The 22,044-nt window shown below is 41.1% G+C and carries 25 protein-coding genes; 13 read left to right on the top strand and 12 right to left on the bottom strand.

Translation table 11 applies throughout. From position 1 onward, the window contains the following. The first annotated feature begins 29 nt into the window (after positions 1-29). Both ACULLH_RS15105 and ACULLH_RS15100 read left to right on the top strand, forming a co-directional pair. Positions 30-755: an RDD family protein gene (locus tag ACULLH_RS15105; RefSeq protein ID WP_454089583.1), complete on the top strand. Its 726-nt coding sequence runs from the start codon at positions 30-32 to the stop codon at positions 753-755. A 2-nt stretch (positions 756-757) separates the two neighbouring features. Beyond that, a complete protein-coding gene (locus ACULLH_RS15100) occupies positions 758-1,369 on the top strand; it encodes a trimeric intracellular cation channel family protein (RefSeq protein ID WP_454089582.1) in 612 nt (203 codons plus the stop codon). Here ACULLH_RS15100 and ACULLH_RS15095 read toward each other — a convergent pair whose 3' ends face one another. Continuing rightward, the gene (locus tag ACULLH_RS15095; RefSeq protein ID WP_454089581.1) at positions 1,370-2,089 is read right to left on the bottom strand and encodes a peptidylprolyl isomerase; all 720 of its coding nucleotides are present in this window, start codon (positions 2,087-2,089) and stop codon (positions 1,370-1,372) included. Between ACULLH_RS15095 and ACULLH_RS15090 the strand changes: the two genes are divergently transcribed. Together ACULLH_RS15090 and ACULLH_RS15085 are read left to right on the top strand one after the other, a co-directional pair. Beyond that, positions 2,088-2,729 carry an NUDIX hydrolase gene (locus ACULLH_RS15090; RefSeq protein ID WP_454089580.1) on the top strand — a complete coding sequence of 214 codons (642 nt, stop codon included), beginning with the start codon at positions 2,088-2,090 and terminating at the stop codon, positions 2,727-2,729. The genes ACULLH_RS15095 and ACULLH_RS15090 overlap by 2 nt on opposite strands. A gap of 36 nt (positions 2,730-2,765) precedes the next feature. Then, positions 2,766-3,578 (top strand): lysophospholipid acyltransferase family protein, encoded by an 813-nt coding sequence (locus ACULLH_RS15085; RefSeq protein WP_454089579.1) that lies wholly within the window; start codon positions 2,766-2,768, stop codon positions 3,576-3,578. Here the strand turns inward: ACULLH_RS15085 and ACULLH_RS15080 are convergent. The 3 genes from ACULLH_RS15080 to ACULLH_RS15070 all read right to left on the bottom strand — a co-directional run bounded on the left by ACULLH_RS15080 (position 3,575) and on the right by ACULLH_RS15070 (position 6,216). Next, complete coding sequence (locus tag ACULLH_RS15080; RefSeq protein WP_454089578.1) at positions 3,575-4,222, bottom strand: hypothetical protein; 648 nt, start codon at positions 4,220-4,222, stop codon at positions 3,575-3,577. The genes ACULLH_RS15085 and ACULLH_RS15080 overlap by 4 nt on opposite strands. Positions 4,223-4,225: 3 nt before the next feature. Next, complete coding sequence (locus tag ACULLH_RS15075) at positions 4,226-4,720, bottom strand: RNA polymerase sigma factor (protein WP_454089577.1); 495 nt, start codon at positions 4,718-4,720, stop codon at positions 4,226-4,228. Between the two features lie 68 nt (positions 4,721-4,788). Beyond that, positions 4,789-6,216 carry a M20 family metallopeptidase gene (locus ACULLH_RS15070; protein ID WP_454089576.1) on the bottom strand — a complete coding sequence of 476 codons (1,428 nt, stop codon included), beginning with the start codon at positions 6,214-6,216 and terminating at the stop codon, positions 4,789-4,791. Between the two features lie 100 nt (positions 6,217-6,316). Here ACULLH_RS15070 and ACULLH_RS15065 point away from each other — a divergent pair, with 100 nt between their 5' ends. Next, positions 6,317-7,624, top strand: coding sequence for an NAD(P)/FAD-dependent oxidoreductase (locus ACULLH_RS15065; protein ID WP_454089639.1), 1,308 nt, complete (start codon positions 6,317-6,319; stop codon positions 7,622-7,624). A gap of 79 nt (positions 7,625-7,703) precedes the next feature. Continuing rightward, the gene (locus ACULLH_RS15060) at positions 7,704-8,219 is read left to right on the top strand and encodes a hypothetical protein (protein WP_454089575.1); all 516 of its coding nucleotides are present in this window, start codon (positions 7,704-7,706) and stop codon (positions 8,217-8,219) included. 6 nt (positions 8,220-8,225) lie between these two features. Here the strand turns inward: ACULLH_RS15060 and xerD are convergent, their stop codons facing one another. Beyond that, positions 8,226-9,122, bottom strand: a complete 897-nt coding sequence (gene xerD, locus ACULLH_RS15055) for a site-specific tyrosine recombinase XerD (protein ID WP_454089574.1) — start codon at positions 9,120-9,122, stop codon at positions 8,226-8,228. A gap of 133 nt (positions 9,123-9,255) precedes the next feature. Here xerD and ACULLH_RS15050 point away from each other — a divergent pair, with 133 nt between their 5' ends. From ACULLH_RS15050 to aroQ, 4 genes are all read left to right on the top strand, one after another. After that, positions 9,256-9,753, top strand: coding sequence for a DUF3575 domain-containing protein (locus tag ACULLH_RS15050; RefSeq protein WP_454089573.1), 498 nt, complete (start codon positions 9,256-9,258; stop codon positions 9,751-9,753). A 178-nt stretch (positions 9,754-9,931) separates the two neighbouring features. Then, complete coding sequence (locus ACULLH_RS15045) at positions 9,932-10,447, top strand: hypothetical protein (RefSeq protein WP_454089572.1); 516 nt, start codon at positions 9,932-9,934, stop codon at positions 10,445-10,447. Between the two features lie 259 nt (positions 10,448-10,706). Further along, on the top strand, positions 10,707-11,216 hold the full coding sequence (locus ACULLH_RS15040) for an outer membrane beta-barrel protein (RefSeq protein WP_454089571.1): 510 nt from the start codon (positions 10,707-10,709) through the stop codon (positions 11,214-11,216). A gap of 81 nt (positions 11,217-11,297) precedes the next feature. Then, positions 11,298-11,708: a type II 3-dehydroquinate dehydratase gene (aroQ, locus tag ACULLH_RS15035; RefSeq protein ID WP_454089570.1), complete on the top strand. Its 411-nt coding sequence runs from the start codon at positions 11,298-11,300 to the stop codon at positions 11,706-11,708. A 26-nt stretch (positions 11,709-11,734) separates the two neighbouring features. Here aroQ and ACULLH_RS15030 read toward each other — a convergent pair whose 3' ends face one another. From ACULLH_RS15030 to ACULLH_RS15000, 7 genes are all read right to left on the bottom strand, one after another. Further along, positions 11,735-12,019 (bottom strand): DUF3817 domain-containing protein, encoded by a 285-nt coding sequence (locus ACULLH_RS15030; protein ID WP_454089569.1) that lies wholly within the window; start codon positions 12,017-12,019, stop codon positions 11,735-11,737. Beyond that, entirely contained in the window at positions 12,019-12,570 is a 552-nt protein-coding gene (locus ACULLH_RS15025) for a PepSY-associated TM helix domain-containing protein (protein ID WP_454089568.1), read from the bottom strand. The genes ACULLH_RS15030 and ACULLH_RS15025 overlap by 1 nt, the downstream gene beginning before the upstream one ends. 13 nt (positions 12,571-12,583) lie before the next feature. Further along, complete coding sequence (lpdA, locus tag ACULLH_RS15020) at positions 12,584-13,975, bottom strand: dihydrolipoyl dehydrogenase (protein ID WP_454089567.1); 1,392 nt, start codon at positions 13,973-13,975, stop codon at positions 12,584-12,586. A gap of 72 nt (positions 13,976-14,047) precedes the next feature. Next, positions 14,048-14,587, bottom strand: coding sequence for a DUF1572 family protein (locus ACULLH_RS15015; protein ID WP_454089566.1), 540 nt, complete (start codon positions 14,585-14,587; stop codon positions 14,048-14,050). Between the two features lie 141 nt (positions 14,588-14,728). Next, entirely contained in the window at positions 14,729-15,145 is a 417-nt protein-coding gene (gene msrB / locus ACULLH_RS15010) for a peptide-methionine (R)-S-oxide reductase MsrB (protein WP_454089565.1), read from the bottom strand. A gap of 13 nt (positions 15,146-15,158) precedes the next feature. Continuing rightward, positions 15,159-15,662, bottom strand: a complete 504-nt coding sequence (gene msrB, locus ACULLH_RS15005) for a peptide-methionine (R)-S-oxide reductase MsrB (RefSeq protein WP_454089564.1) — start codon at positions 15,660-15,662, stop codon at positions 15,159-15,161. Positions 15,663-15,772: 110 nt separating this feature from the next. Next, positions 15,773-16,348: a collagen-like protein gene (locus ACULLH_RS15000; protein ID WP_454089563.1), complete on the bottom strand. Its 576-nt coding sequence runs from the start codon at positions 16,346-16,348 to the stop codon at positions 15,773-15,775. Positions 16,349-16,516: 168 nt separating this feature from the next. On the opposite strand from ACULLH_RS15000, the gene ACULLH_RS14995 reads away from it, so the two are divergent. The 3 genes from ACULLH_RS14995 to glgB are packed head-to-tail and all read left to right on the top strand — an operon-like array spanning position 16,517 to position 21,975. Next, positions 16,517-18,457 carry an alpha-1,4-glucan--maltose-1-phosphate maltosyltransferase gene (locus ACULLH_RS14995; protein WP_454089562.1) on the top strand — a complete coding sequence of 647 codons (1,941 nt, stop codon included), beginning with the start codon at positions 16,517-16,519 and terminating at the stop codon, positions 18,455-18,457. A gap of 16 nt (positions 18,458-18,473) precedes the next feature. Then, entirely contained in the window at positions 18,474-20,078 is a 1,605-nt protein-coding gene (locus tag ACULLH_RS14990) for a trehalose synthase (RefSeq protein ID WP_454089561.1), read from the top strand. A 1-nt stretch (position 20,079) separates the two neighbouring features. Continuing rightward, a complete protein-coding gene (gene glgB, locus ACULLH_RS14985; protein ID WP_454089560.1) occupies positions 20,080-21,975 on the top strand; it encodes a 1,4-alpha-glucan branching protein GlgB in 1,896 nt (631 codons plus the stop codon). Positions 21,976-22,044: the final 69 nt, after the last annotated feature.

The following is a 22,044-nucleotide window of genomic DNA, read 5'->3' as shown; positions in this document are numbered from 1 at the left end:
GGAATTCGTTAAGCTAAAATTACGGTTATATGGGTAACCTCCAAATCAATACAACGCAAAATGTTAACCTGGATTATAAAATTGTAAGTATTGGAGAAAGAATTGTGGCATTTTTGATAGATGGTTTTATTCTATGGATGTATGCTTTTTTGGTCAACATAATAGGTGATGCCATTGGATACATTTATGAAGACTCATGGACCCAAAGAGGTTTGGTAGCGCTTATATTTCTGCCCGCCATGTTTTATTCACTGTTAATGCACAGTATTTTCAATGGAAGGACTGTGGGCAAAATGCTATTGAAAATGCGAGTGGTGCGATTGGACGGAACCCCGGTGCATTGGAGCAATTATTTGGTTCGATGGATGTTGCGTTTGGTGGATATCTGGATATTTTTAGGCTCCATTGGAATACTGTCCATACTCTTCTCGGAAAGAAGACAACGGGTAGGGGATGCCGCTGCGGGAACGGTGGTGATAAGCACCAAAAACAAAACCAAGGTTTCCCACACCATTTTGGAAGAAATCAATGAGGAATATACACCTCAATTTACCAATGTGACTTTACTGACCGATAAAGATGTTCGATTGATAAAGGATACTTTTTTGATTGCAAAAAGAAGCAATGATTTCAAAACCCTGACCGCATTGAGAATCAAAGTTGAAAGCATTTTGAATACCAAATCCAACTTGTACGACGTCCAGTTCCTCGATACGGTATTAAAGGATTATAACTACTATACCCAAAAAATGTAAACATGTTTTACCAAACCATTGATATTTTGGGGACCGTAGCCTTTGCACTTTCAGGAGTGTTGGTAGCTATGGAAAAGCGATTGGATTTGTTCGGGGTGTTGATCATTGCGTTTGTAACAGCGATTGGTGGAGGTACCTTACGCGATTTGCTCATCGGTAATACCCCAGTAGTTTGGATGCGGGATCTAACCTATGTCTCCACAATCTTTGTTACCGTTATTTTTGGGATATTGTTTGTCAACCAGCTCAAATATTTGAGAAGATCTTTGTTTTTATTTGATACGATTGGAATTGGATTGTACACCATGGTTGGGATTGAAAAAGGGATACAAGCGGGACTTTCCCCGGTTATGTGTGTTGCTTTGGGGACAATGACCGCAAGCTTTGGTGGAGTGATCAGGGATATTCTATGCAACGAAATTCCAGTGATTTTCAGAAAAGAAATCTATGCGACTGCCTGTATCGCAGGAGGGTTTAGCTATTTTCTTTTTGTAAAACTTCCAATTCCCGAAGGGTATGCCTATGTAGCGGCAATTTTGTTGGTAATCACATTACGTATTTTGGCGGTTAAATTTGATATCCGTCTTCCCAATATCTATAAAAAAGAAGCTTGATCAGAGTACTTCTGCCTTCAAGATATACACATTTTGCCAGGGCCAGTCCCCGTCACCGACAGGCACATTGTTTATGGCGTCGACCACATCCATACCTTCAACAACTCTTCCGAATGGAGTGTAAGAGCCATCTAAGTGATACGAACCAGGTTTGGTCACCACAATAAAAAATTCATAGGGAGAAGCTAGTTTATGTGGATTGTTACGTTCACTGCTGGGCATGGAAATGGTGCCGCGGTGATGTTTATAGCCCTTTTTTGCATCTGGTGGGAGTAGATATCGACCGATCAACCTTCGTTTTTTGGAAGTTTCCTTATCATCTGAATTCCCTCCTTGGATTATGAAGTCCTTGACCACCCTATGGAATTGGGTATTGTCAAAATATCCCTTTCGGGTCAAATAGATAAAATTTGCTTTATGGTACGGTACATTGTCATAGAGTTGAACAGTAAAACTCCCCATACTTGTTGTGAGTCGTACCCTGTTTTCTTTTACTTCCCTGGCATAGTTAAAAAAGAAGTCGATCGCGTTTTCCTCATTGAGCACAAAGGCGTCTTCTTTTTCTTCCTCTTCTTCGGGCACAGCCGCTTTTTTCCGAATTGAATCGGTCTCCGCTATTTGCGCTTCAACTTTGGGATTATTCTTTTTGGGAGATTCTCCGCAGGAGGCAAGAAAAAATAATAGTATACTTGTAACTAAAGCTGCTTGTTTTAAAAACATGGATTTTAAGGAATTTTACCAACAGGTTTTAAAAATAAAAAATCTCCCACTTCCCGGTGAGGATTCCCATCATAAAATGTCTCCGGCCATGCGTGTGCAATGGTTAAAATCCAACGAGATTCAAAAAAGGAACCCGAAAAGGGCAGGAGTGATGGCGCTTTTTTATCCAGACATGGATTTTAGCACCAAGCTGCTTTTGATTCTCCGTAAGACATACAACGGGGTTCATTCCAACCAGATAGGATTTCCAGGAGGAAAAGTAGAGCCAGAAGACAGTGGGCTTCTGGAGACAGCGCTACGCGAAACACACGAAGAGGTAGGCGTGCTTCCTGAAGAAGTTGAGGTTTTGAAGGAGCTAAGTGAGGTGTACATTCCGCCAAGCAATTTTATGGTCCGTCCCTTCATCGGAATTTATCAGAATCCAAAACCCTTCACGATAGAGGAAAATGAGGTGGAGTCCTTGGTAGAGGTATATTTGAAGGATTTTTTGGACAAATCGAATCATATCCAAGAAAACCTCACAACTTCATATGCAAAAAACATTAATGTACCTGCCTATAAATTAAATGGTTATACGGTTTGGGGAGCTACGGCTATGATGATGAGCGAAATCAAGGAACTTTTGGATCAGGTGCTTTAGCTGCTATTTTGTAAATTAGCCCGCAACGTGTGAAGTATGGGGCTGTTCAAGAAAAATCCTTTTGGTCATATTCTGTTTTTAAAGCGATGGTTGATTCGCATAGCGGGTTCGATTACACATCAACGCTACAAGGGGTTTAATAAATTGGAAATTGAGGGCTCCCAGATCATACGGGATTTACCAGATTCCAATGTACTTTTTGTTAGCAATCACCAAACCTATTTTGCCGATGTTGTGGCCATGTTCCATGTGTTCAACGCCAGTTTAAAGGGAAGGGATGATAACATCAAGAATTTAGGATATCTCTGGAATCCCAAGCTCAATATTTATTATGTGGCGGCCAAAGAAACCATGAAACAAAGCGTATTGGCTAAAATATTAGCCTATGCGGGTTCTATAAGTATTGAAAGAACATGGCGGGCCGATGGTCAAGATGTAAACCGACAGGTCAAGTTCAGCGACATAAGTAATATTGCCAAAGCCTTGGATGATGGGTGGGTAATCACTTTTCCCCAAGGAACAACAACACCGTGGAAACCCTTACGGAAGGGTACGGCACATATCATTAAGCGATACAAACCTGTAGTGGTTCCTGTTGTTATTGATGGTTTTAGACGTTCGTTTGATAAAAAAGGATTGCGTGTTAAAAAGAAGGGGATATTGCAGTCCATGCAGATAAAACAGCCTTTGGAAATTGATTACGACAACGAATCGATTGAGTCCATTTTGGAAAAGCTGGAATATGCCATTGAACAGCATCCATCTTTTTTAAAGGTTCTTTCAAAGGAAGAATTGGCCGCCTACGAAGCAGAGCACCAAAAAAGAAGGTACAGTTACAAAGGTGATTAGACCTCCAATTTTTGGAGTTCGTAATAATTTTTTCTCAATTTTCTAGTGAGCAATCCGTATAGCAAAAAGTAAATACCTCCTAGAATAAAGGTGAAAAGTATACCTACGACGGCAAAACTTCCGATAAAAATCCATTTTACTTTTTCTGGGGGAACTTCGGACAATTTTTCTCCCAGCTCAAAGATCTCAGCAATATTATCACTGAAGTAAATTCCAACGATCAACATGGCAAAGGTGAGCAACACCATGGACAAGGAAAAGATTACATAATATTTTACTGTTTTTCTGGCCTTCAGAATGTTTGAAGTTAGCTGCTTGGCATCGTCCAGCACCGAAATTTCGCGGTATCGCTTATAAAAGAGATATATAAAGTAGAAGATAACTACGTACTGCAAAATACTTACGCCCAAAACCACATTGGTCAATCCCAAATCGGAATAGATGCTCAAATTATTCCGCATTGAAGGAATAAGATATAGCAGATGGGGAAGTATAAATTCGATGATACTGATATAAAATATCCATTTGACTATGGATGATGATTTCTTCCAGATCATCTGGTATATTTCATCATACGACAGTTTTGGGAGATGTTCATCCTTTTTCTGCCAGTCCTTTTTCAAGAGTTCCAGTTCATCTACCATGCTCTAAGGATTTAATATGGTTCTTAATTTATTCTTTACTCTATTCATTTTTACTCTCGCGTTTACTTCGGTAATACCCAAAGTTTCTGAGATTTCAGCATAATCCTTGTCTTCCAGATATAAGAACACCAAAGCCTTGTCAATGTCGCCCAACTGCTTTATGGCATTGTACATGAGCTTTAATTGTTTTTCCTCGGTGTCATCATATTCGTCGGTTTTGATTTTAAAAATTACTGAATCGTAATCTTGGGTCTGAACCCTTTTTTTCGATTTTCGATACAAGGTAATCGCCGTATTCAGGGCAACCCGGTACATCCAGGTACTGAATTTGGCATCTCCCCGAAATTTTGGATATGCTTTCCATAATTGTATAGTGATTTCTTGGAACAAATCGTTGTGCGCATCCCTGTTATTGGTGTATAGGCTGCATACTTTGTGAACAATATTCTGATTGTTCTCAAGCTCCGTCACGAAACGATGTTCAAGTTCTTTATTCACTATGGTTGGTAAGTTTGCTGTATATGTGTTTAGAAAATGGGTTTTGTTACAGCGCTTTTAAGAAACTTTTATTTTCGGTAATCCAAAGCGGGAGGTCTATCCCCAAGTAAAGGTATATATTTAAAATCCGCGCCCCTGCGTTTTTGGAACTCTGACTTGGCTTCCTCAACAATTTTAGGATCTTTGAACAGGTCCATTGCCGTTAGTGTAAGGGCTTTGGCAGCTACCATCATCCCTTTGGTTCCTATCGATGTCCCTCCGGCAGCAACGGCTTGCCAGCTATGGGCAGGGGTTCCGGGAACCCAAGTGGCGGCACGTAATCCAACAGTTGGAACCGCAAAACTTACATCGCCCACGTCAGTTGAGCCATACGCCCTTGCCTTTTCTTTAAAGGGTTGGACATCGGTTGCTTTTTCAATCTCTAGTTTTTTATAACCCAAGCTCAATGCAATTTTTTCTGCAAAAGCTTTTTCTTCATCCGAATAGGTAATGCCTCCCACTTCAGATAGATTGTCATGCATCAATTTTTGTAGAACAATATTGGGTAAAAGCTCATGAGTTCCTCCAATCATTTCAAAGTCCATGGTTGTACCGGTACCCAGAGCAGCGCCCTCAGCCGCTTTTATGATACGGTCGAAAATATCAATGACCACATCCCTTCTATTGTGTCGGGCGTAGTAGTATACTTCAGCAAAATTGGGAACTACGTTAGGGGCCTTGCCACCATCGGTAATCACATAATGGATTCTGGCCTCCTGGGGAATATGCTCACGCATCATATTTACCATGGCGTTCATCGCCTCGACACCATCCAAAGCGGAGCGTCCCCGCTCTGGAGCTCCTGCTGCATGTGCAGATATCCCATGAAAACGAAATTTAGCCGATTTATTGGCCAATGCGGCTCCAGCGCTGGCTGAATTCCCATCACCGGGATGCCAATGTAGGGCAACATCAACATCATTAAAAAGCCCATCGCGTACCATATAAACTTTTCCTGAACCACCTTCCTCGGCAGGGCATCCATAAAATCTGATTGTACCTGCAATGTTGTTGGCTTTCATCCAGTCTTTAACTGCAATGGCAGCGGCAGAAGAAGCGGTACCAAAAAGATGGTGTCCGCATGCATGCCCCGCAGCTTTGTTGGCCGATTTCTTTTCAGCAACAGCTTGTTGGGACAAGCCCGGTAGGGCATCGTACTCCCCTAAAAGGCCTATTACAGGACTTCCAGAGCCATATTCCGCAATAAAGGCGGTCGGAATGCCCGCTACTCCTTTTGTAATGGAAAAGCCCTCATCGGCAAGTGTTTTTTGCAATAGGGCCGAACTTTTTTCTTCCAAATACCCCATTTCGGCAAGATTCCAAATTTGATGGGCGATGTCCCCATATTTCTCTGTTTTGGAAGTCAAATTTGCCAGAACAACATTCTTGTCCTCTTGGGAGAAACCTATAAGAGGTGATAGTACAATTATCCAAAGCAAAAGGCGTGTTAATCTCATGTCAGTTAGTTTAATTAGTCAATCTTTAAATATACTAAAAAAGCGGCCTGAAAGTCCATTTCCCAGTTCGGGAATCCGTAAATTTGTTTACATGTCAAGCATGAATATTCCGCAATCAAGTCTTCCTCGAATCATCATAATTGGTGGTGGTTTCGGAGGCATAGCCTTAGCTAAAAAGCTATCCAAAAAAGAAGTTCAGGTTGTCTTATTGGACAAGCACAACTATCATACATTTCAACCTTTGTTATACCAAGTTTCGACTGGTGGATTGGAACCCGATTCCATTGCTTACCCAATCCGCAAAGTGCTACAAGGTTACCCGAATTTTTATTTTCGATTGGCCGAAGTTATGCAGGTTGATACCGAGAACAGAAGACTGGACACCAATATCGGTGATATAGGCTATGATTATTTGGTTGTGGCCACCGGGTCTGAGACAAATTTTTTTGGAAATAAGAATATCGAGGAAAAAGGAATGACCATGAAGACCATTCCGCAGTCATTGAACCTAAGAAGCCTAATTCTCGAGAATTTTGAACAAGCTTTGCTTACGGATGACCTGCACGAGCGCGACGCACTTATGAATTTTGTAATCGTTGGCGGCGGACCGACTGGAGTTGAATTGGCGGGAGCTTTGGCTGAAATCAAAAAAGGGATTTTACCCAAGGATTATCCAGATCTGGACACCCGTCGGGCACAAATCAATCTGGTGCAGGGAAGTGATAGAATACTACCGGCTATGAGCGAAATTGCTTCTAGCAAGGCAGAGCGTTTTTTGGAAAAGCTAGGGGTAAACGTATGGAAGAATGTTAGAGTGACGGATTATGACGGAAAGCTTGTGGCAACCAACGGCAATCTCACTTTTGAAACGGCCACTTTGGTTTGGGCGGCAGGAGTTCAAGCAGTTTGTCTTGATGGTCTAAACGCCAAAGAAATACTTTGCCGAGGTAAGCGATTAAAGGTGAACCGATTTAACCAAGTAGCCGGGTTTGAAGAAATTTTCGCGGTCGGGGATGTGGCCCAAATGGAAACCGAAACCTTCCCGAACGGACACCCTATGATGGCACAGCCAGCAATTCAACAAGGTGAAAATTTAGGAGAGAATCTAATTCGTTTAATAGAGGGAAAACCGCTAAAACCTTTCACTTATAGGGATAAAGGGAGTATGGCGACCGTAGGTAGAAACAAAGCTGTATGTGATCTACCGAGATTTAAATTCCAAGGCATTTTTGCCTGGTATGTGTGGATGTTCGTGCACCTCTACTTCTTGATTGGTTTTCGAAATAGGGTAGTGGTGTTCATCAATTGGGTATATAACTACATCAGATTTGACCGAGAGGCCAGACTTATTATCCGGCCGTACAAAAAACAGCACAAAACTGCGCGGGCAGAAGTTCCAGCGGAATGACCATTTATTCAGGTTAAAGTTTAGCTAAAACTTCACTTACCGAAAGATTGATGTGGTAAATTGACAGAAACAAATAGCCATGTCAAAACGGGTATCAGTATTAATTTTGGTATTTCTGATGGTGCTTTCCTATCGAAGCTATGGACAGATTTCCAACAGTCCTTCCACAACCAAGGAAACTCCAATCTATATTGACGGTTTTCGTTATCCTAGTTTTGATCCGGTTTCCAATTATGCCTGGTTTAAAATTCATTTCCCTTTTGGAGAAACAACAGAGGTGATTCTGGGGGGAGAACATTTTCGAACCTATTTTGCGGATAGGATAACCTTTTCGGCTGAATTGAAGCAGTTTGTTTCGAAAAAGGTTTTTTTGAACACAGGTCATACTTGGGAATTTGATTTATTAAATGAAGGACAAGGATTCCCCAATCCCATTCCAAGAAGGGAAGTGTTTATTGGAGTTGGCCATGAGGTACAACCCAACTGGCTAATGGAAGCTAAATTGATTACCCCGGTGGGTAAACCTAAATTCGATAAAATTGGATTTGAAGGAGCCAAAACCAGATTGGAGGTTGGCACCAAACTAAAATTTTAACCTATCTTATTTTCTGGGATGATATGTCTGCAACGCGTCCGCGAGATGCTTACGGTTCACGTGCATGTAAATTTCAGTAGTGGTAATGCTGGAATGTCCCAACATTTGTTGAATGGCCCTTAAATCAGCCCCATTTTCCAAAAGATGGGTAGCAAAAGAATGCCGAAAGGTGTGGGGACTAATATTTTTATCCATACCAATTTTTTCTGCCAGCCGCTTTATTATGGTGAAGATCATCGCCCTGGTAAGTTGTCTACCTCTCCTATTGAGAAAAACAAAATCCTGATGCTCTTTTTGAATAGGTAAATGGACCCTTATTTCGTTTCTATAAATATTGATATACTTTTTATTCACTGAACTTATTGGGACAAACCGTTGCTTGTTCCCTTTACCGGTCACCTTTATAAAATCCTCATCAAAGAAAAGGTCTGAAAGCCTTAACCCGATTAATTCCGATACTCGAAGCCCACAACCATACAAGGTCTCCAGAATAGCTCTATTTCGCTCTCCTTCGGGTTTCGATAGGTCAATGGCTCCAATTAGGGCGTTAATTTCATCTATGGACAAAGTATCGGGCAACTTGCGACCTATTTTGGGAGTTTCAATCAGGTCCATGGGATTGTCAGGGCGATAATCCTCAAAGACCAAATAATTGAAAAATCCTTTTAGAGCAGAAATAATCCTGGCTTGGGAACGGGGGTTTACGGTCTTTGCCACGGAATACACAAACTCCTGTATCGTTTCCTGCCCAATTTGGATTGGAGAATCTTCAATTTCATGGGAGCTGAGGTGGTCCATAAGCTTTTGAAGATCCAAGGAATAACCCGCAATGGAATTGTCAGAAAGTCCACGTTCTATTTTTAGGTAGTGTTGATAATCCTGCCAAGCCTGCTTCCAATTCATCGTATAAAGATAGTTACAAATAAGTTTTGTACGTCTAATTCCAAATCTATCAATTCATATGTTGCATTGGTCAAATAAGGGAGGATTGATAGGGCCGCAAGGATACTTTTATAAGTAACTTAAATATGTACTTATGAAAAAATTACACTTGACCCTGATGGTCTGTTTTTTAATTGGTCTTGGAATGAAGGCACAAGAAAATGTTGTAAAAATAAACCCGTTATCTCTACTTTTCGGTTCTCTGGAGCTTGGTTATGAGAGAGTGGTTTCTGAAAAGCAGTCGTTCCAAATAGACCTTGGTTACACCTCATTTACTTCCGGTAGTTTACAGTATTCTGGTTTTGGTATTGGTGGTCAATATAGATTTTATGTACAATCGGGAAAAAATGCCCCAGAGGGCTGGTTTTTGGCTCCGGTGGCGAGTTTTTCCTCGTCTAAAGCCGACGATTTTAAGACTACCGTATTCGTAGCTGGTGGGGTTGCAGGTTATCAATGGAATTGGGACCCAATAACCCTTGATTTGTATGGGGGACCTGCTTTTTACAGCGTGGATTCCAATGATACCGGATTTGATTTTGGGTTTGACGGACTTGGATTACGGTTGGGTGCTTCCCTTGGATTAGGTTTTTAGCATTCAGGAACAAAGGACACAATCATGACTATATGGAGGTTTTTCACCTCCTTTTTATTTTACAACACTGATTGCGACTTTCACATCAACTATTGCAGGATTAAGGCCATTTAAAAAGTGTTGCAACACTATTTTGGTGGATTGGACGTTTTAACAATCGAAAAAACCTTATCCAAACATGAAAAAAATCATTACTACAAGTATCTTTTTGCTTTTTGTGGCTTTTAACACCCAGGCCCAAGTTGACAGGAGTAATTTTAAGGCTGGACTGAACGCAGGTGTCCCAGTTGGTGATGCTGCCGATATTTCCAGTTTTAGCATTGGACTTGATGTGAATTACCATTGGGGTATTTCAGAACTTTTAGATGCTGGGCTTGCAACCGGATTTATCAACGCTTTTGGAGATACCCAAGAAGCATCCGGCGGTGGTATTACGATCTCAGCTGAGTTTGAAGATTTTCAATTTTTACCACTAGCCGCTTCAGTTCGAATATATCCGACATACAGTTTCAAGTTTGGAGCTGATGTGGGTTATGCAGTGGGAATAAACGCGGGTAACGAAGGAGGACTATATTACAGACCTGTAATTGGGTATAATATCACTGGAAATACCGAATTGAATGTATCATATATTGCGGTTAGCAATGATGGAACATTTGGGATAGCTGCTGCTGGAATATTGTTTCTATTCTGATAATGCTTCGGTAATTTTTTAAATATAATATTAGTAAAAAGGTAGGTTTTTTTTCCTACCTTTTTCAGTATCCATAGATATCCAACCGGCATTATCTTTGGTACACTTCTAGCACTTTTTGTAATTATAGATTAAAGATGTTTCATCAGTAAATCATAGATTTTTCTGATTTATATAGTAAAAATATTTTTATTTTCCTATCCCTTTAAAAACTATCCCCGTGGTATATTTGCGCCCTCAACTAAAAAAATTATTCATCATGAAAAAACTATTTATTTCCGCATTATTTTTTGCTGGCGCAGTAGTAACCACGTTTGCCCAAGAAGGATTTGCAGTAAAAGCAGGTTTTAATAATGTATCCTTAAGTGTTGATACAGGAGACGCCTTATTTGGAAACGTGAGCGATAGCGAGCTCGGTTTTTATGTAGGTGGAGGCTATAATTTTGAGGCTTCAGAGACCATCGATATTGAGCCGTCGGTACTTTTCAGTTTGGTAGACGATCTAACCTCACTTTACATACCGGTAATGGTAAAATACAATGTGTCGGAGAAGTTTAATATTCAAGCAGGTCCCCAAGTCAATTATTTGCTAGAGGATTTACCTGATGGTGAGTTTGGATTGGATATTGCCTTTGGTGGTGGTTTTCAAATCGATGAAAACTGGTTTGTTGAAGCGCGTTACGGAATTGAAGTATCGAGAGGAGGAACTTTTGGTGATGTTGTTGATATCAATACCTTGACCTTCGGTCTGGGGTATAGATTTAACTAAATTCCCATTATAGATATTGATAGGCGGGGGTAATTTACTTCCGCTTTTTTTATGCCTCAAAATTATTGGTACTTTTAACGCATGAAACTGATGATAATCAACGGTCCCAATCTGAACCTTCTCGGTAAACGTGAGCCAGAAGTCTATGGGAGTACCACTTTCGAAGACTATTTTTCCCAACTACAACAAAAATTTCCACAAATTGAACTGGAATATTTTCAGTCCAACATTGAGGGGGAAATCATAGATAAAATACAAGAAGTAGGTTTTGAATACGACGGCATTGTATTAAATGCAGCATCGTATACGCATACATCTGTGGGTATCGGGGACGCTGTAAAAGCGGTAGACACTCCAGTGGTGGAGGTTCATATATCAAATACCCATAAAAGGGAGGATTTCAGACATGTTTCCTATATCTCCTCGGGAGCCAAGGGTGTGATTTTGGGATTTGGACTCCAAAGCTATGATTTGGCCATTCAAAGCTTTTGATGGCTCGATTTATAGGATTGTTGAAACTAGGAGGCAGCTCCCTTTAAATACTTCTTATCTGCATAAAAGGTTCCGAAAGGCAGCAACGAGGCAGCAAAAAGAACTATAAAACGTTTGATGCTCCATTTGCGCTGCCAGCAGAAAACCACTGCAATCAAAACATAAGCGATAAAAAGTCCACCGTGGACATAGCCAACAAGTTTATTGGGTTCTAAAATGTCGGCCCAATATTTTAGGGGCATGGTAAAGCCAAATAGTAGGAGATAAGATATCCCTTCCAGTATGGCCGTATATCGAAACAGTCTAAGCATTAGGCGAACAGAATTAAGAATAATATTGGAAACAAAACCCCGGCCAAGGCTAATTTCCAGCCTCGTTTTCTAAAACTGTTCTTCCCTTTGGTGATGAACAATCCTGTAAATGCAATCATCAACATGGCCGCTCCAAAAATATCGGAATACCAAATCCAAAAATTGTTGGTGCTCTTGTGTAGAAACATGGTATGTCCCAACACTGGTACTTTTCTTTTATACTCCAAAAAACCTTTTCCGCTGGTGGTGTTGATATCCAAGGTAATGTTCCGCTTAAAACTAACGCGAAGCTCTTCTCCCCGGATGCGGTGACCATCGTATTTATCCTGCAAATCCCATTTTTGGGCAATGGACCTAATGAACTCCTCCGAATCCAGACTTTTTGGATTGTCTGGCAAGGCTATTTGGACTTCTTCGGTATCATAGGCATAATCCATAGGGTACCAATCTTGCCTGTGATTCAAAATAATACCTGAAAACGAGAAAGCGATGATGAGGCCGATATAGAAATAGGCAATATCCCTATGGATATTTCTGTTGTTCCATTTCATGGATAAAATGAACTTACAGGTGGATTACTTCATCATAAGCATCAGCAACCGCTTCCATTACAGCTTCACTCATGGTAGGGTGTGGATGCACTGCCTTAAGTACCTCATGCCCAGTAGTCTCCAATTTTCTGGCCACTACGGCTTCTGCAATCATATCGGTAACGCCGACGCCGATCATATGGCAACCTAGCCATTCGCCGTATTTGGCATCAAAGATTACCTTTACAAAACCATCCGGAGTTCCGGCAGCTTTTGCTTTCCCACTTGCTGAAAACGGAAATTTACCCACTTTGATATCGTAGCCCTGCTCTTTGGCCTGTTTCTCTGTAAGTCCAACAGAGGCTACTTCGGGCACACAATAAGTACATCCTGGAATGTTGCCATAATCCAATGCTTCCACATGCATTCCGGCTATTTTTTCAACACAAAGGATTCCCTCGGCAGATGCTACGTGGGCCAAAGCCTGCCCAGGTGTTACGTCGCCAATGGCATAATATCCGGGAATATTGGTCTGATAGTAATCGTTCACCAATATTTTATCCCTATCCACAGCGATACCGACTTCTTCCAAACCAATGTTTTCGATGTTGGTTTTGATGCCAACTGCTGAAAGCACGATATCAGCTTCCAATACTTCCTCTCCTTTAGATGTCTTTACAGTGGCCTTTACACCATCACCAGAAGTATCTACATGGGTCACTTCAGCGGAAGTCTTGATTTTAACGCCCGCCTTTTTGAAACTTCTTTCCAGTTGTTTGGACACGTCCTCATCTTCAACAGGAACGATATTCGGTAAGTACTCCACCACAGTAACTTCCGTGCCCATGGAGTTGTAGAAATAAGCAAATTCAATCCCGATTGCACCACTTCCAACCACGATCATTTTCTTAGGTTGCTTGTCCAAAGACATGGCCTCACGGTATCCAATTACCTTTTTGCCATCTTGTGGAAGGCTAGGTAACTCCCTACTTCGTGCTCCGGTAGCGATAATGATATGATCAGCAGAATACTCAGCAGGATCACCATGCTCTCCTTTGACCAATATTTTTTTACCGGGTTGTATTTTTCCAAAGCCCTGAAGGACCTCGATTTTGTTTTTCTTCATCAAAAACTGAATACCTTTGCTCATTCCGTCGGCCACCCCACGGCTTCTTTTGATAACAGCATCAAAGTCGTGTTCCACTTTTTTGGCACTCAGACCGTAATCTTCGGCATGTTTTAGATATTCAAAAACCTGAGCGGATTTTAATAGGGCTTTTGTTGGAATACATCCCCAATTAAGACATACACCTCCCAAACTTTCCTTTTCCACAATGGCTGTCTTGAATCCAAGTTGTGCAGCTCTAATCGCTGTTACATATCCACCAGGACCACTACCCAAAACAATTACATCGAAGTTGCTCATTAGCTTTTGATTTTAGATGTTAAAAATGAAGTGCAAAAGTACGCAATTCGATTGCCAATTACCAAGGTTTGGTTACGCAGAATTGGAACTGCCAAACATCTTTTTGTTGAAATCCTTCGAAGCCCCTTTGGGAATGGATAAAGAGACCCAATCATTTCCCTTGATCATTCGGCCAACAAATGCAATTTGTCCCACGTGACTTGCGTAATGGGCCAGTTGCCGATTAACAGCCTCAACAATGGTATGATCTTCCGTTCTTATTTTGACTTTTGCCTCGAAATTGGATGTATCAATGCTGTCCAGAGCATCAAAAAGGCATTTCCAGCCTTTTTCCCATGCTTCGAGCATTGCTGCCTTGGATTGGTATTCTCCCTCAAACTCCATGTCGCGGTTTCGCCATGTTTTTTCACCATCCTCGGTCAAAAAATTGGTCCACCGGCTCAACATATTGCCAACAATATGTTTTACGATTATGGAAATGGAATTATCGGTCTCCTTGAATTTCCATCGGATTTCTTCTTTGGAAAGTTGGGCGAAGGTTTTATCTCCCATCGTTTTATAGCGACGGAATTCATATAAAGCACTGTCGAGGTAGTTTTGTTGGAAGTTCATGAGGTATCAATTCAATAGCCAAAGCTATACGTTTTGATACGAATTTCATGAATTCAATCCAATTACCGACCTGTCCTTTAAGATTAATTTGACTCCCGAGTACTGACCTCTGAGTTCTTACCTCTGAATTCTGACCACTTATTACTGATTATCACCTTTTTCGGGGTCAAATCCAATGCTCACCGAATTGATGCAGTAACGCTGTCCGGTGGTTTCCCTCGGCCCATCGTTGAAGACATGACCTAAATGACTTCCACAATTTGAACAGACCGTTTCTGTTCGGATCATGCCATGTGAGGTGTCCCTTATGTATTCAATGGCCCCCTCTACGGCTTGATCGAACGAAGGCCAACCACAACCACTTTCGAACTTATGTTCACTTTCAAAAAGTTTGGCGTTACATGCCCTGCAATGGTAATCCCCATTCTCAAAATGCAGGTTGTATTCACCAGTAAATGGTCTTTCGGTACCTTTTTGGCGGAGCACATGGTACTCTTCCGGAGAAAGTTTTTCTCTCCACTCAGCCTCGGTTTTTTCGATATCGTACTTTTTATCCATAGGTTTGGTTGAATTATTCAGCATCTGGAATAAAATCCAGGGCGACACCATTGATACAGTGTCTTTTTCCAGTGGTATTTATTGGACCATCATTAAAAACATGACCCAAGTGTCCTCCGCAGGTAGCACAATGCTCTTCGGTTCTCGGATAGCCTATCTTATAATCCACGTCGTAGGCAACATTTCCTTCGATTTCCCGGTCAAAACTGGGCCAACCTGTTCCTGAATCGAACTTGTATTCACTTCGGAACAAAGGAGTGGCGCAAGCGGCACATACATAAGTACCCTTTTCCTTGTTATCTAGCAAATCGCTGGAAAAGGCACTCTCAGTGGCTGCTTTTCGAAGCACATAATATTCCATATCCGTGAGTTCGGCCCTCCATTGCGCATCAGTTTTTGTTACTGCATACGCGATTTCATTCTCCTTTTCCTCTGCGGATGATTTTGTTTCCTCTTGGGAGATACCTTTGCACCCGGAGAGAATTAAAATAGCAACTAAAAGCAAATTTTTTCCCATGACGTTCTTTTATCGAAATAGACGCTTTTTTTGGTGTCACCTTTCAAAAATAGACCAAAAAAAATCCTACCGGAATACGGCAGGATTTTAAGTTAGCATTTTTGAGGGATTTAATCCATTTTTATTTTTTTGACAGCACTTTCCTCGATACCCAAAGCTGCCATCACATTGGCCAAATTGGATTTATCCATCTTTGAACTGGCAAATACACTGGGTACGAAAACAATCCTAAAAGATTGATTATCCGTAAACGCGGTATCTATAGCGGAAAGGTCAAAACTTCCATCAATAAAAAGTTCTAAATCCACAAAAGTATGGGCGAACACATATTGAATAGTACCTTCCGGCAAAAAGAAACTCTGTGGAATCTGACTCCAGGAGTCCGCGGTACTACCGTCATCCAAGTCTATGGTACCATCAAATCGGTATACCAAAACAGCATCTGATTCAAAGACTTCAAAATCTGTGATATCGCTATACGTAATTAGCGAGCTAAAAATATTGCCATTGGCGTCGTAATCGAAGTTGACACCGTCTACTTCCACGACCTGTCCTTGTATTCCATCCTGTCCATCAAGTCCATCCAATCCATCGAGTCCGTCAAAACCGGGAGGGCCTTCTGGGCCTTCGCATGCAGCGGTGAACAATATGAGGAATACACCTATTATAGTACTGAATTTATTCATGATCTTTGATTTTTGATTTGTATTCATTCCGTATGTTTTTCTGGTAAAATCAAAAAGCGTTCCATAAATTTTTTCACTACAACGATTGAGGGAAGAATAATGCCCAAACCACTGTTAAATTGCGGGTTTAATTTCTATATTTATAACAAAGACTAACTAAACTCAACTATGTACAGGCAGCAAAGGGTTGTGATTGACAACATCGCACCACAACTGGAATCCGGTGAATTTTTTATCAAAAGAACCGTTGGGGAAAGCGTTCGGGTAACGGCTGATATCCTTCCTGATGGGCATGATGTGATGCAGGCGGAATTGCTCTTTAAGCATGAAAACCAAAAAAAATATACCGAAATCCGTATGGAGCACTTGGGCAATGATGCCTATGAAGCTTCATTTAATGTTAAAAAACAAGGGTTTTATTCCTATAAAATCAAAGGTTGGGTAGATTATGCACTCAATTGGCAACATGGCGTTGAAGCCAAACTAGCGGATGGACAACACCTTAAAAGTGAACTTTTGGACGGTGTTCAATACCTGAAGTTTTTGGTGAAAAAGGTCGGTGCGAAAGATAAAAAGGGCTTGCAGGAATGGATTTCCAAGTTTGAGGATGAATCCGCATATCAAGAAGCTGTAAATTTTGCGGTGTCCTATGAGTTGAAAGCGTTGTTTTTAAAGTATCCCCAACGCATTTTAGCCAATGAAAGCAAAGAATTAGAGGTCTATGTGGACCGTAAAAAAGCAAATTTTAGTACTTGGTATGAATTTTTCCCTCGTTCTTCCTCCCCAAAAGAGGGCGAACATGGGACTTTCAAGGATTGTGAAAAGTTACTCCCACGTATAGCTAAGATGGGCTTCGATACGCTTTATTTCCCACCAATCCACCCTATAGGTGAGGTAAATCGAAAAGGAAAAAACAATACCGTTGACGCCAAGGAAGGAGATTCAGGTGTGCCCTGGGGAATAGGTTCCAAACACGGTGGGCATAAATCCATACATCCTGAACTAGGGACCGAAAAAGATTTCAAAAAACTGGTAAAAAAGGCCGATGAATTGGGCATTGAGATTGCCATGGATATCGCTTTTCAGGCTGCCCCAGACCATCCCTATGTTACGGAGCACCCTGAGTGGTTCAGAAAGCGCCCGGATGGAACCATTCAATACGCTGAAAATCCGCCGAAAAAGTACCAAGACATTGTAAATTTTTATTACGAAACAACAGAGTACAAAGCACTGTGGAATGAGCTTCTGAGCGTGGTGCTGCATTGGGTAGACTTTGGAATAAAAATTTTCAGGGTGGATAATCCACATACCAAACCCTATTATTTCTGGAATTGGTTGATTTCAGAGGTGAAAAAGGAACATCCAGATGTACTCTTTCTAGCAGAAGCCTTTTCGAGACCAAAAGTGATGCAACAATTGGCCAAACAGGGCTTTTCTCAGTCGTATACGTATTTTACCTGGAGGGTCGGCAAGCACGAACTTATTGAATATGTAACAGAGCTCACACAAACCGACATGCGGGAGTACTATCGACCCAATTTTTGGCCAAATACACCGGATATCAATCCGTATCACCTACAAGGCGCCAATGAATCGATGCATTTGATTCGATATGCCTTGGCAGCCACCTTGAGCGGAAATTTGGGGATTTATGGGCCGGTATTTGAGTATATGGTAACTGACGCCATGCCCAGGAAAGAGGAATACCTGGATTGTGAAAAGTATGAAGTCCGCCATTGGGATTGGACCATTGAAAATGGTTTGACCCACTATATTACAAGAATCAATGAAGCTCGACACAAGCACGAAGCATTGCAACAGACCAATAATATTAGATTTTGTCATGTTGAAAATGACAACCTATTGGCCTTTTACAAGTGGAATGAGGATAAGTCAAATGAAGTATTGATCGTGGTGAGTCTTGATTCCCAATATATGCAGCAGGGAACAGTCCAAGTTCCGTTACATGAACTTGGTGTCCATCAGGGACAGGGGCTTCGTATCAAAGATGAGATTACTCAAAACGAGTATCACTGGTATGAGGAATGGAATTTTGTGGAATTGCACCCTAATGTACCTTTTCATATATTCCATGTGTTAAAAGATTAGCGTAACAAAAATTAGTTTGAAACCACCTTACGAATTCAATATAGCTTGGGAGAAGTTGTTGGAGGACGACAACTTCATCGACGTGTTTTTGTCAACCGTTCTACAGGATTATGTAGTACGACAAAGATGGTATGGTGGAAAGTCGAGTAAACTAAAATATATAGAGCTTCAAGAACACTTTAATATCCAGCAGCATGGAGAAGTGTACTATGGACTCATCCTTGAAATAAATTTTGAAGAAGCCTTTTATCAACATTATTTTTTGCCCATCGCGTTCGTTTCGGACGAAAATTTTGCTAAAAAGGATAGAATTCTTCCTTTAAAGCTCAATGGACAGGAAGGTTTTATTATCGATGCCCTGAATTTGGAGGCCTTCAGAAAATTAGTTTTTGAACGATTGGTGACGGCAGAACCACATGATACTACCCGGGTTCGATACCATAAAAGCACAAATTTCACGGATACTGAATATACTTCCTCCCGTTTCATGGGACTGGAGCAAAGCAACACCTCCATCATCATGAACGACAAATATGTGATCAAGTTCTTTAGGCGTATTTATGCCGATAAGAATCCTGATTACGAAATGAGTCGCTTTCTTTCTGAAAAAAAGGAATACAAGAATACCCCGGCCTATATGGGCAGCTTAAATATTATTGACTCTGACAATGCCAATATTACCATTGCATTGATGCAACAATTGGTTCCTAATGATGGTGATGCCTGGGAATTTATGTTGAAAGAGATAGATGGTATTTTTCAATGTTTGGAACGGAAACGATTGGATGTAAATTCCTTGCCTCAAGTAGAATTGTTCAAAAGGTTACAAATAACAGATGTGCCCCCTCAAATCATCGATTGGGCAGGGTTGAACATATTTTTGAAACTGCAGACCTTGGCCCGCAGAACTGCCGAAATGCATATTGCCCTGGGCTCTGAATTCGAGGATACCGCATTTACACCTGAGCATTTTAATGGCGATTATGAGGTTTGGCTTAAAAATAGGTTGCTCTACCAGTTTCAAAACCGATTGAATACCGTCGAAAATAATATAAGTAGACTCAGTGGAATGTCTGAACAGCTTGCCAGGGAGTTTTTGGAACGAAAAAATGAGATACGGAAACGTTTTGTTAACTTCGACTGGACAAAGCTCAAGGGGGAACGCTTGCGCGTACATGGGGATTACCATTTGGGTCAGGTTTTGGTAAAGGATGATGATTTTTTCTTGCTGGATTTTGAAGGGGAACCAGAAAGCACTATCCGGGATAGAAAGGTAAAACAACCTCCATTAAAAGATGTTGCCGGAATTTTTAGGTCATTTCATTATGCCATTTACGCGACCATTTTCAACAATGAAGGTAAATATCCCTATCCGCAAGCAGAACTCTTCCAGGCAGGGGAAATCTTGTATACTTACTTCATAAATGTATTTTATGGGATTTATGTAGACCTTATTCAAGAAAACAACATTAATATTGGGTATACCCAAGAACGTATTTTCCTTTTGGAGTACTGTATGCTCGAGAAAGCAGTTTACGAACTGGGGTATGAAATGAATTCGAGACCCCTTTGGGCGGTGATACCATTACGTGGTATCATGAGTATAATCAACAAAAAATAATATGGCTGAAGTTATTGCACATAGTCTTTTCACCGATTTCGATATCAATCTTTTTAAATCTGGGAAGCACTTTAGACTTTACGATAAATTGGGTTCACACCTTACAGAGGTTGATGGAAAAAAGGGAACATACTTTGCGGTATGGGCTCCTTCGGCCAAATCCGTTTCGTTGGTCGGCGATTTTAATCATTGGAATTCCGAAGAACACAAACTGATGGTTCGATGGGATGGAAGTGGCATCTGGGAAGGTTTTGTCCCCGGCGTTGATAAGGGCACTAAATATAAATATAAGATTCAATCCCATCACAATGATGTCTGGACCGAAAAGGCTGACCCTTTTGCAAGATATTGCGAGCAACCCCCAAAAACGGCTTCCATGGTTTGGGATGCCCCTTATACATGGAATGACAAAAAGTGGATGGATACCCGAGAGGAAAAGAACGGGTTGGACAAGCCCTATTCCGTTTATGAGGTGCATTTAGGATCTTGGCGAAGAAAAAATAACAACGAATTCCTGTCTTATGTCGATATGGCTGATGAATTGGTCAATTATGTCGCTGATATGGGATTTACTCATGTGGAATTCATGCCGGTGATGGAATATCCTTTTGATCCTTCATGGGGGTATCAGTTAACCGGATATTTTGCGCCAACGTCGCGCTTCGGAAAGCCTGAAGATTTTAAGCTATTGGTGGACAAATTCCATGAAAAGGGAATCGGGGTGATATTGGACTGGGTTCCTTCGCATTTCCCTGAGGATGCGCACGGATTGGGCTTTTTTGACGGCTCACATTTGTATGAACATCCTGATAGAAGAAGAGGTTATCACCCAGATTGGAAAAGCTTGATTTTTAATTACGGCAGAAACGAAGTCCGGGCTTTTTTGATTAGTAATGCTGTTTTTTGGTTGGATCAATTTCATATTGATGGACTTAGGGTCGATGCGGTTGCTTCCATGCTATATTTGGATTATTCCAGGGAAGATGGTGAATGGGAGCCCAATATATATGGAAACAACGAGAACTTGGAAGCCATGTCCTTTCTTAGGGAAATGAACCAGGAAGTTTACGGTAGTTTTAAAGGGATACAGACCATTGCTGAAGAATCTACAGCGTTTTCAGGCGTTTCGAAACCGGTTGACCTAGGTGGACTAGGTTTCGGTATGAAATGGATGATGGGATGGATGCACGATACGCTGGAGTTTTTCAAAAAAGAACCTATCCATAGATCATATGATTTGAATGTAATCACGTTCAGCATGACATATGCTTTTACGGAAAACTTTATGTTGCCCTTTTCCCATGATGAGGTGGTGTACGGAAAACAGTCGTTATTGTATAGAATGCCGGGTGACGAATGGCAACGATTTGCCAATTTAAGATTGTTGTTTGGATATATGTTCACCCATCCCGGAACCAATCTATTGTTTATGGGAGGGGAGTTTGGCCAATCTTCAGAGTGGAACTTTCAAGAAAGTTTGGACTGGCATTTGACCCAATACGATTTTCATTCAGGAATTCAGGAAGTCATCAAGGATTTGAACAAGATGTACAAAACCAATCCTGCGCTTTACGAAAAGCAGTTCAGCCCAGAAGGTTTCCAGTGGATAGAGCATAATGATCAAGAAAATTCGGTGGTAACCTATATCAGAAAAGGCAATGATTCCAAAGATGACATTATTGTGGCCTGTAACTTTACCCCGGTCCCTAGGGAAAATTATAGGGTAGGAATCCCTAAAACCACTCAATTAAAGTTACTTTTCAACAGTGACGACAAAAAATACGCCGGTAGCGGAATAGGTAAAAAAAACATAAAACCCTCCAAGACTAAATGGAACGGTTTCGACCAGTCAGTTTTGATGGCTTTACCGCCTTTGAGTGTGGTTGTTTACAGATAGTCGGTTAATTACAACGTTGTAGTTGAGTTGTTATAAACATCTCTTTAATTATTCATCCTAAAGTCTTTC

The sequence above is a fragment of the Flagellimonas sp. 2504JD4-2 genome (assembly GCF_053642935.1).
The sequence above is the reverse complement of the archived record's forward strand: the minus strand, read 5'-3'. Positions and strand labels throughout refer to the sequence as shown.

What these genes read in the sequence shown, in the direction of transcription:
- ACULLH_RS15105 (WP_454089583.1), top strand. Translation starts at nt 30, where the DNA reads ATGGGTAACCTCCAAATCAATACAACGCAAAATGTTAACCTGGATTAT.
- xerD (WP_454089574.1), bottom strand. Translation starts at nt 9,122, where the DNA reads ATGAATTGGAAGCAGGCTTGGCAGGATTATCAACACTACCTAAAAATA.
- ACULLH_RS15000 (WP_454089563.1), bottom strand. Translation starts at nt 16,348, where the DNA reads ATGAATAAATTCAGTACTATAATAGGTGTATTCCTCATATTGTTCACC.
- glgB (WP_454089560.1), top strand. Translation starts at nt 20,080, where the DNA reads ATGGCTGAAGTTATTGCACATAGTCTTTTCACCGATTTCGATATCAAT.
- ACULLH_RS15025 (WP_454089568.1), bottom strand. Translation starts at nt 12,570, where the DNA reads ATGAAATGGAACAACAGAAATATCCATAGGGATATTGCCTATTTCTAT.
- ACULLH_RS15095 (WP_454089581.1), bottom strand. Translation starts at nt 2,089, where the DNA reads ATGTTTTTAAAACAAGCAGCTTTAGTTACAAGTATACTATTATTTTTT.
- ACULLH_RS15100 (WP_454089582.1), top strand. Translation starts at nt 758, where the DNA reads ATGTTTTACCAAACCATTGATATTTTGGGGACCGTAGCCTTTGCACTT.
- aroQ (WP_454089570.1), top strand. Translation starts at nt 11,298, where the DNA reads ATGAAACTGATGATAATCAACGGTCCCAATCTGAACCTTCTCGGTAAA.
- ACULLH_RS15065 (WP_454089639.1), top strand. Translation starts at nt 6,317, where the DNA reads ATGAATATTCCGCAATCAAGTCTTCCTCGAATCATCATAATTGGTGGT.
- ACULLH_RS15015 (WP_454089566.1), bottom strand. Translation starts at nt 14,587, where the DNA reads ATGAACTTCCAACAAAACTACCTCGACAGTGCTTTATATGAATTCCGT.
- ACULLH_RS15080 (WP_454089578.1), bottom strand. Translation starts at nt 4,222, where the DNA reads ATGGTAGATGAACTGGAACTCTTGAAAAAGGACTGGCAGAAAAAGGAT.
- ACULLH_RS15085 (WP_454089579.1), top strand. Translation starts at nt 2,766, where the DNA reads ATGGGGCTGTTCAAGAAAAATCCTTTTGGTCATATTCTGTTTTTAAAG.
- ACULLH_RS15060 (WP_454089575.1), top strand. Translation starts at nt 7,704, where the DNA reads ATGTCAAAACGGGTATCAGTATTAATTTTGGTATTTCTGATGGTGCTT.
- lpdA (WP_454089567.1), bottom strand. Translation starts at nt 13,975, where the DNA reads ATGAGCAACTTCGATGTAATTGTTTTGGGTAGTGGTCCTGGTGGATAT.
- ACULLH_RS15030 (WP_454089569.1), bottom strand. Translation starts at nt 12,019, where the DNA reads ATGCTTAGACTGTTTCGATATACGGCCATACTGGAAGGGATATCTTAT.
- ACULLH_RS15070 (WP_454089576.1), bottom strand. Translation starts at nt 6,216, where the DNA reads ATGAGATTAACACGCCTTTTGCTTTGGATAATTGTACTATCACCTCTT.
- ACULLH_RS14995 (WP_454089562.1), top strand. Translation starts at nt 16,517, where the DNA reads ATGTACAGGCAGCAAAGGGTTGTGATTGACAACATCGCACCACAACTG.
- ACULLH_RS15050 (WP_454089573.1), top strand. Translation starts at nt 9,256, where the DNA reads ATGAAAAAATTACACTTGACCCTGATGGTCTGTTTTTTAATTGGTCTT.
- ACULLH_RS15045 (WP_454089572.1), top strand. Translation starts at nt 9,932, where the DNA reads ATGAAAAAAATCATTACTACAAGTATCTTTTTGCTTTTTGTGGCTTTT.
- msrB (WP_454089564.1), bottom strand. Translation starts at nt 15,662, where the DNA reads ATGGGAAAAAATTTGCTTTTAGTTGCTATTTTAATTCTCTCCGGGTGC.
- ACULLH_RS15040 (WP_454089571.1), top strand. Translation starts at nt 10,707, where the DNA reads ATGAAAAAACTATTTATTTCCGCATTATTTTTTGCTGGCGCAGTAGTA.
- ACULLH_RS15090 (WP_454089580.1), top strand. Translation starts at nt 2,088, where the DNA reads ATGGATTTTAAGGAATTTTACCAACAGGTTTTAAAAATAAAAAATCTC.
- msrB (WP_454089565.1), bottom strand. Translation starts at nt 15,145, where the DNA reads ATGGATAAAAAGTACGATATCGAAAAAACCGAGGCTGAGTGGAGAGAA.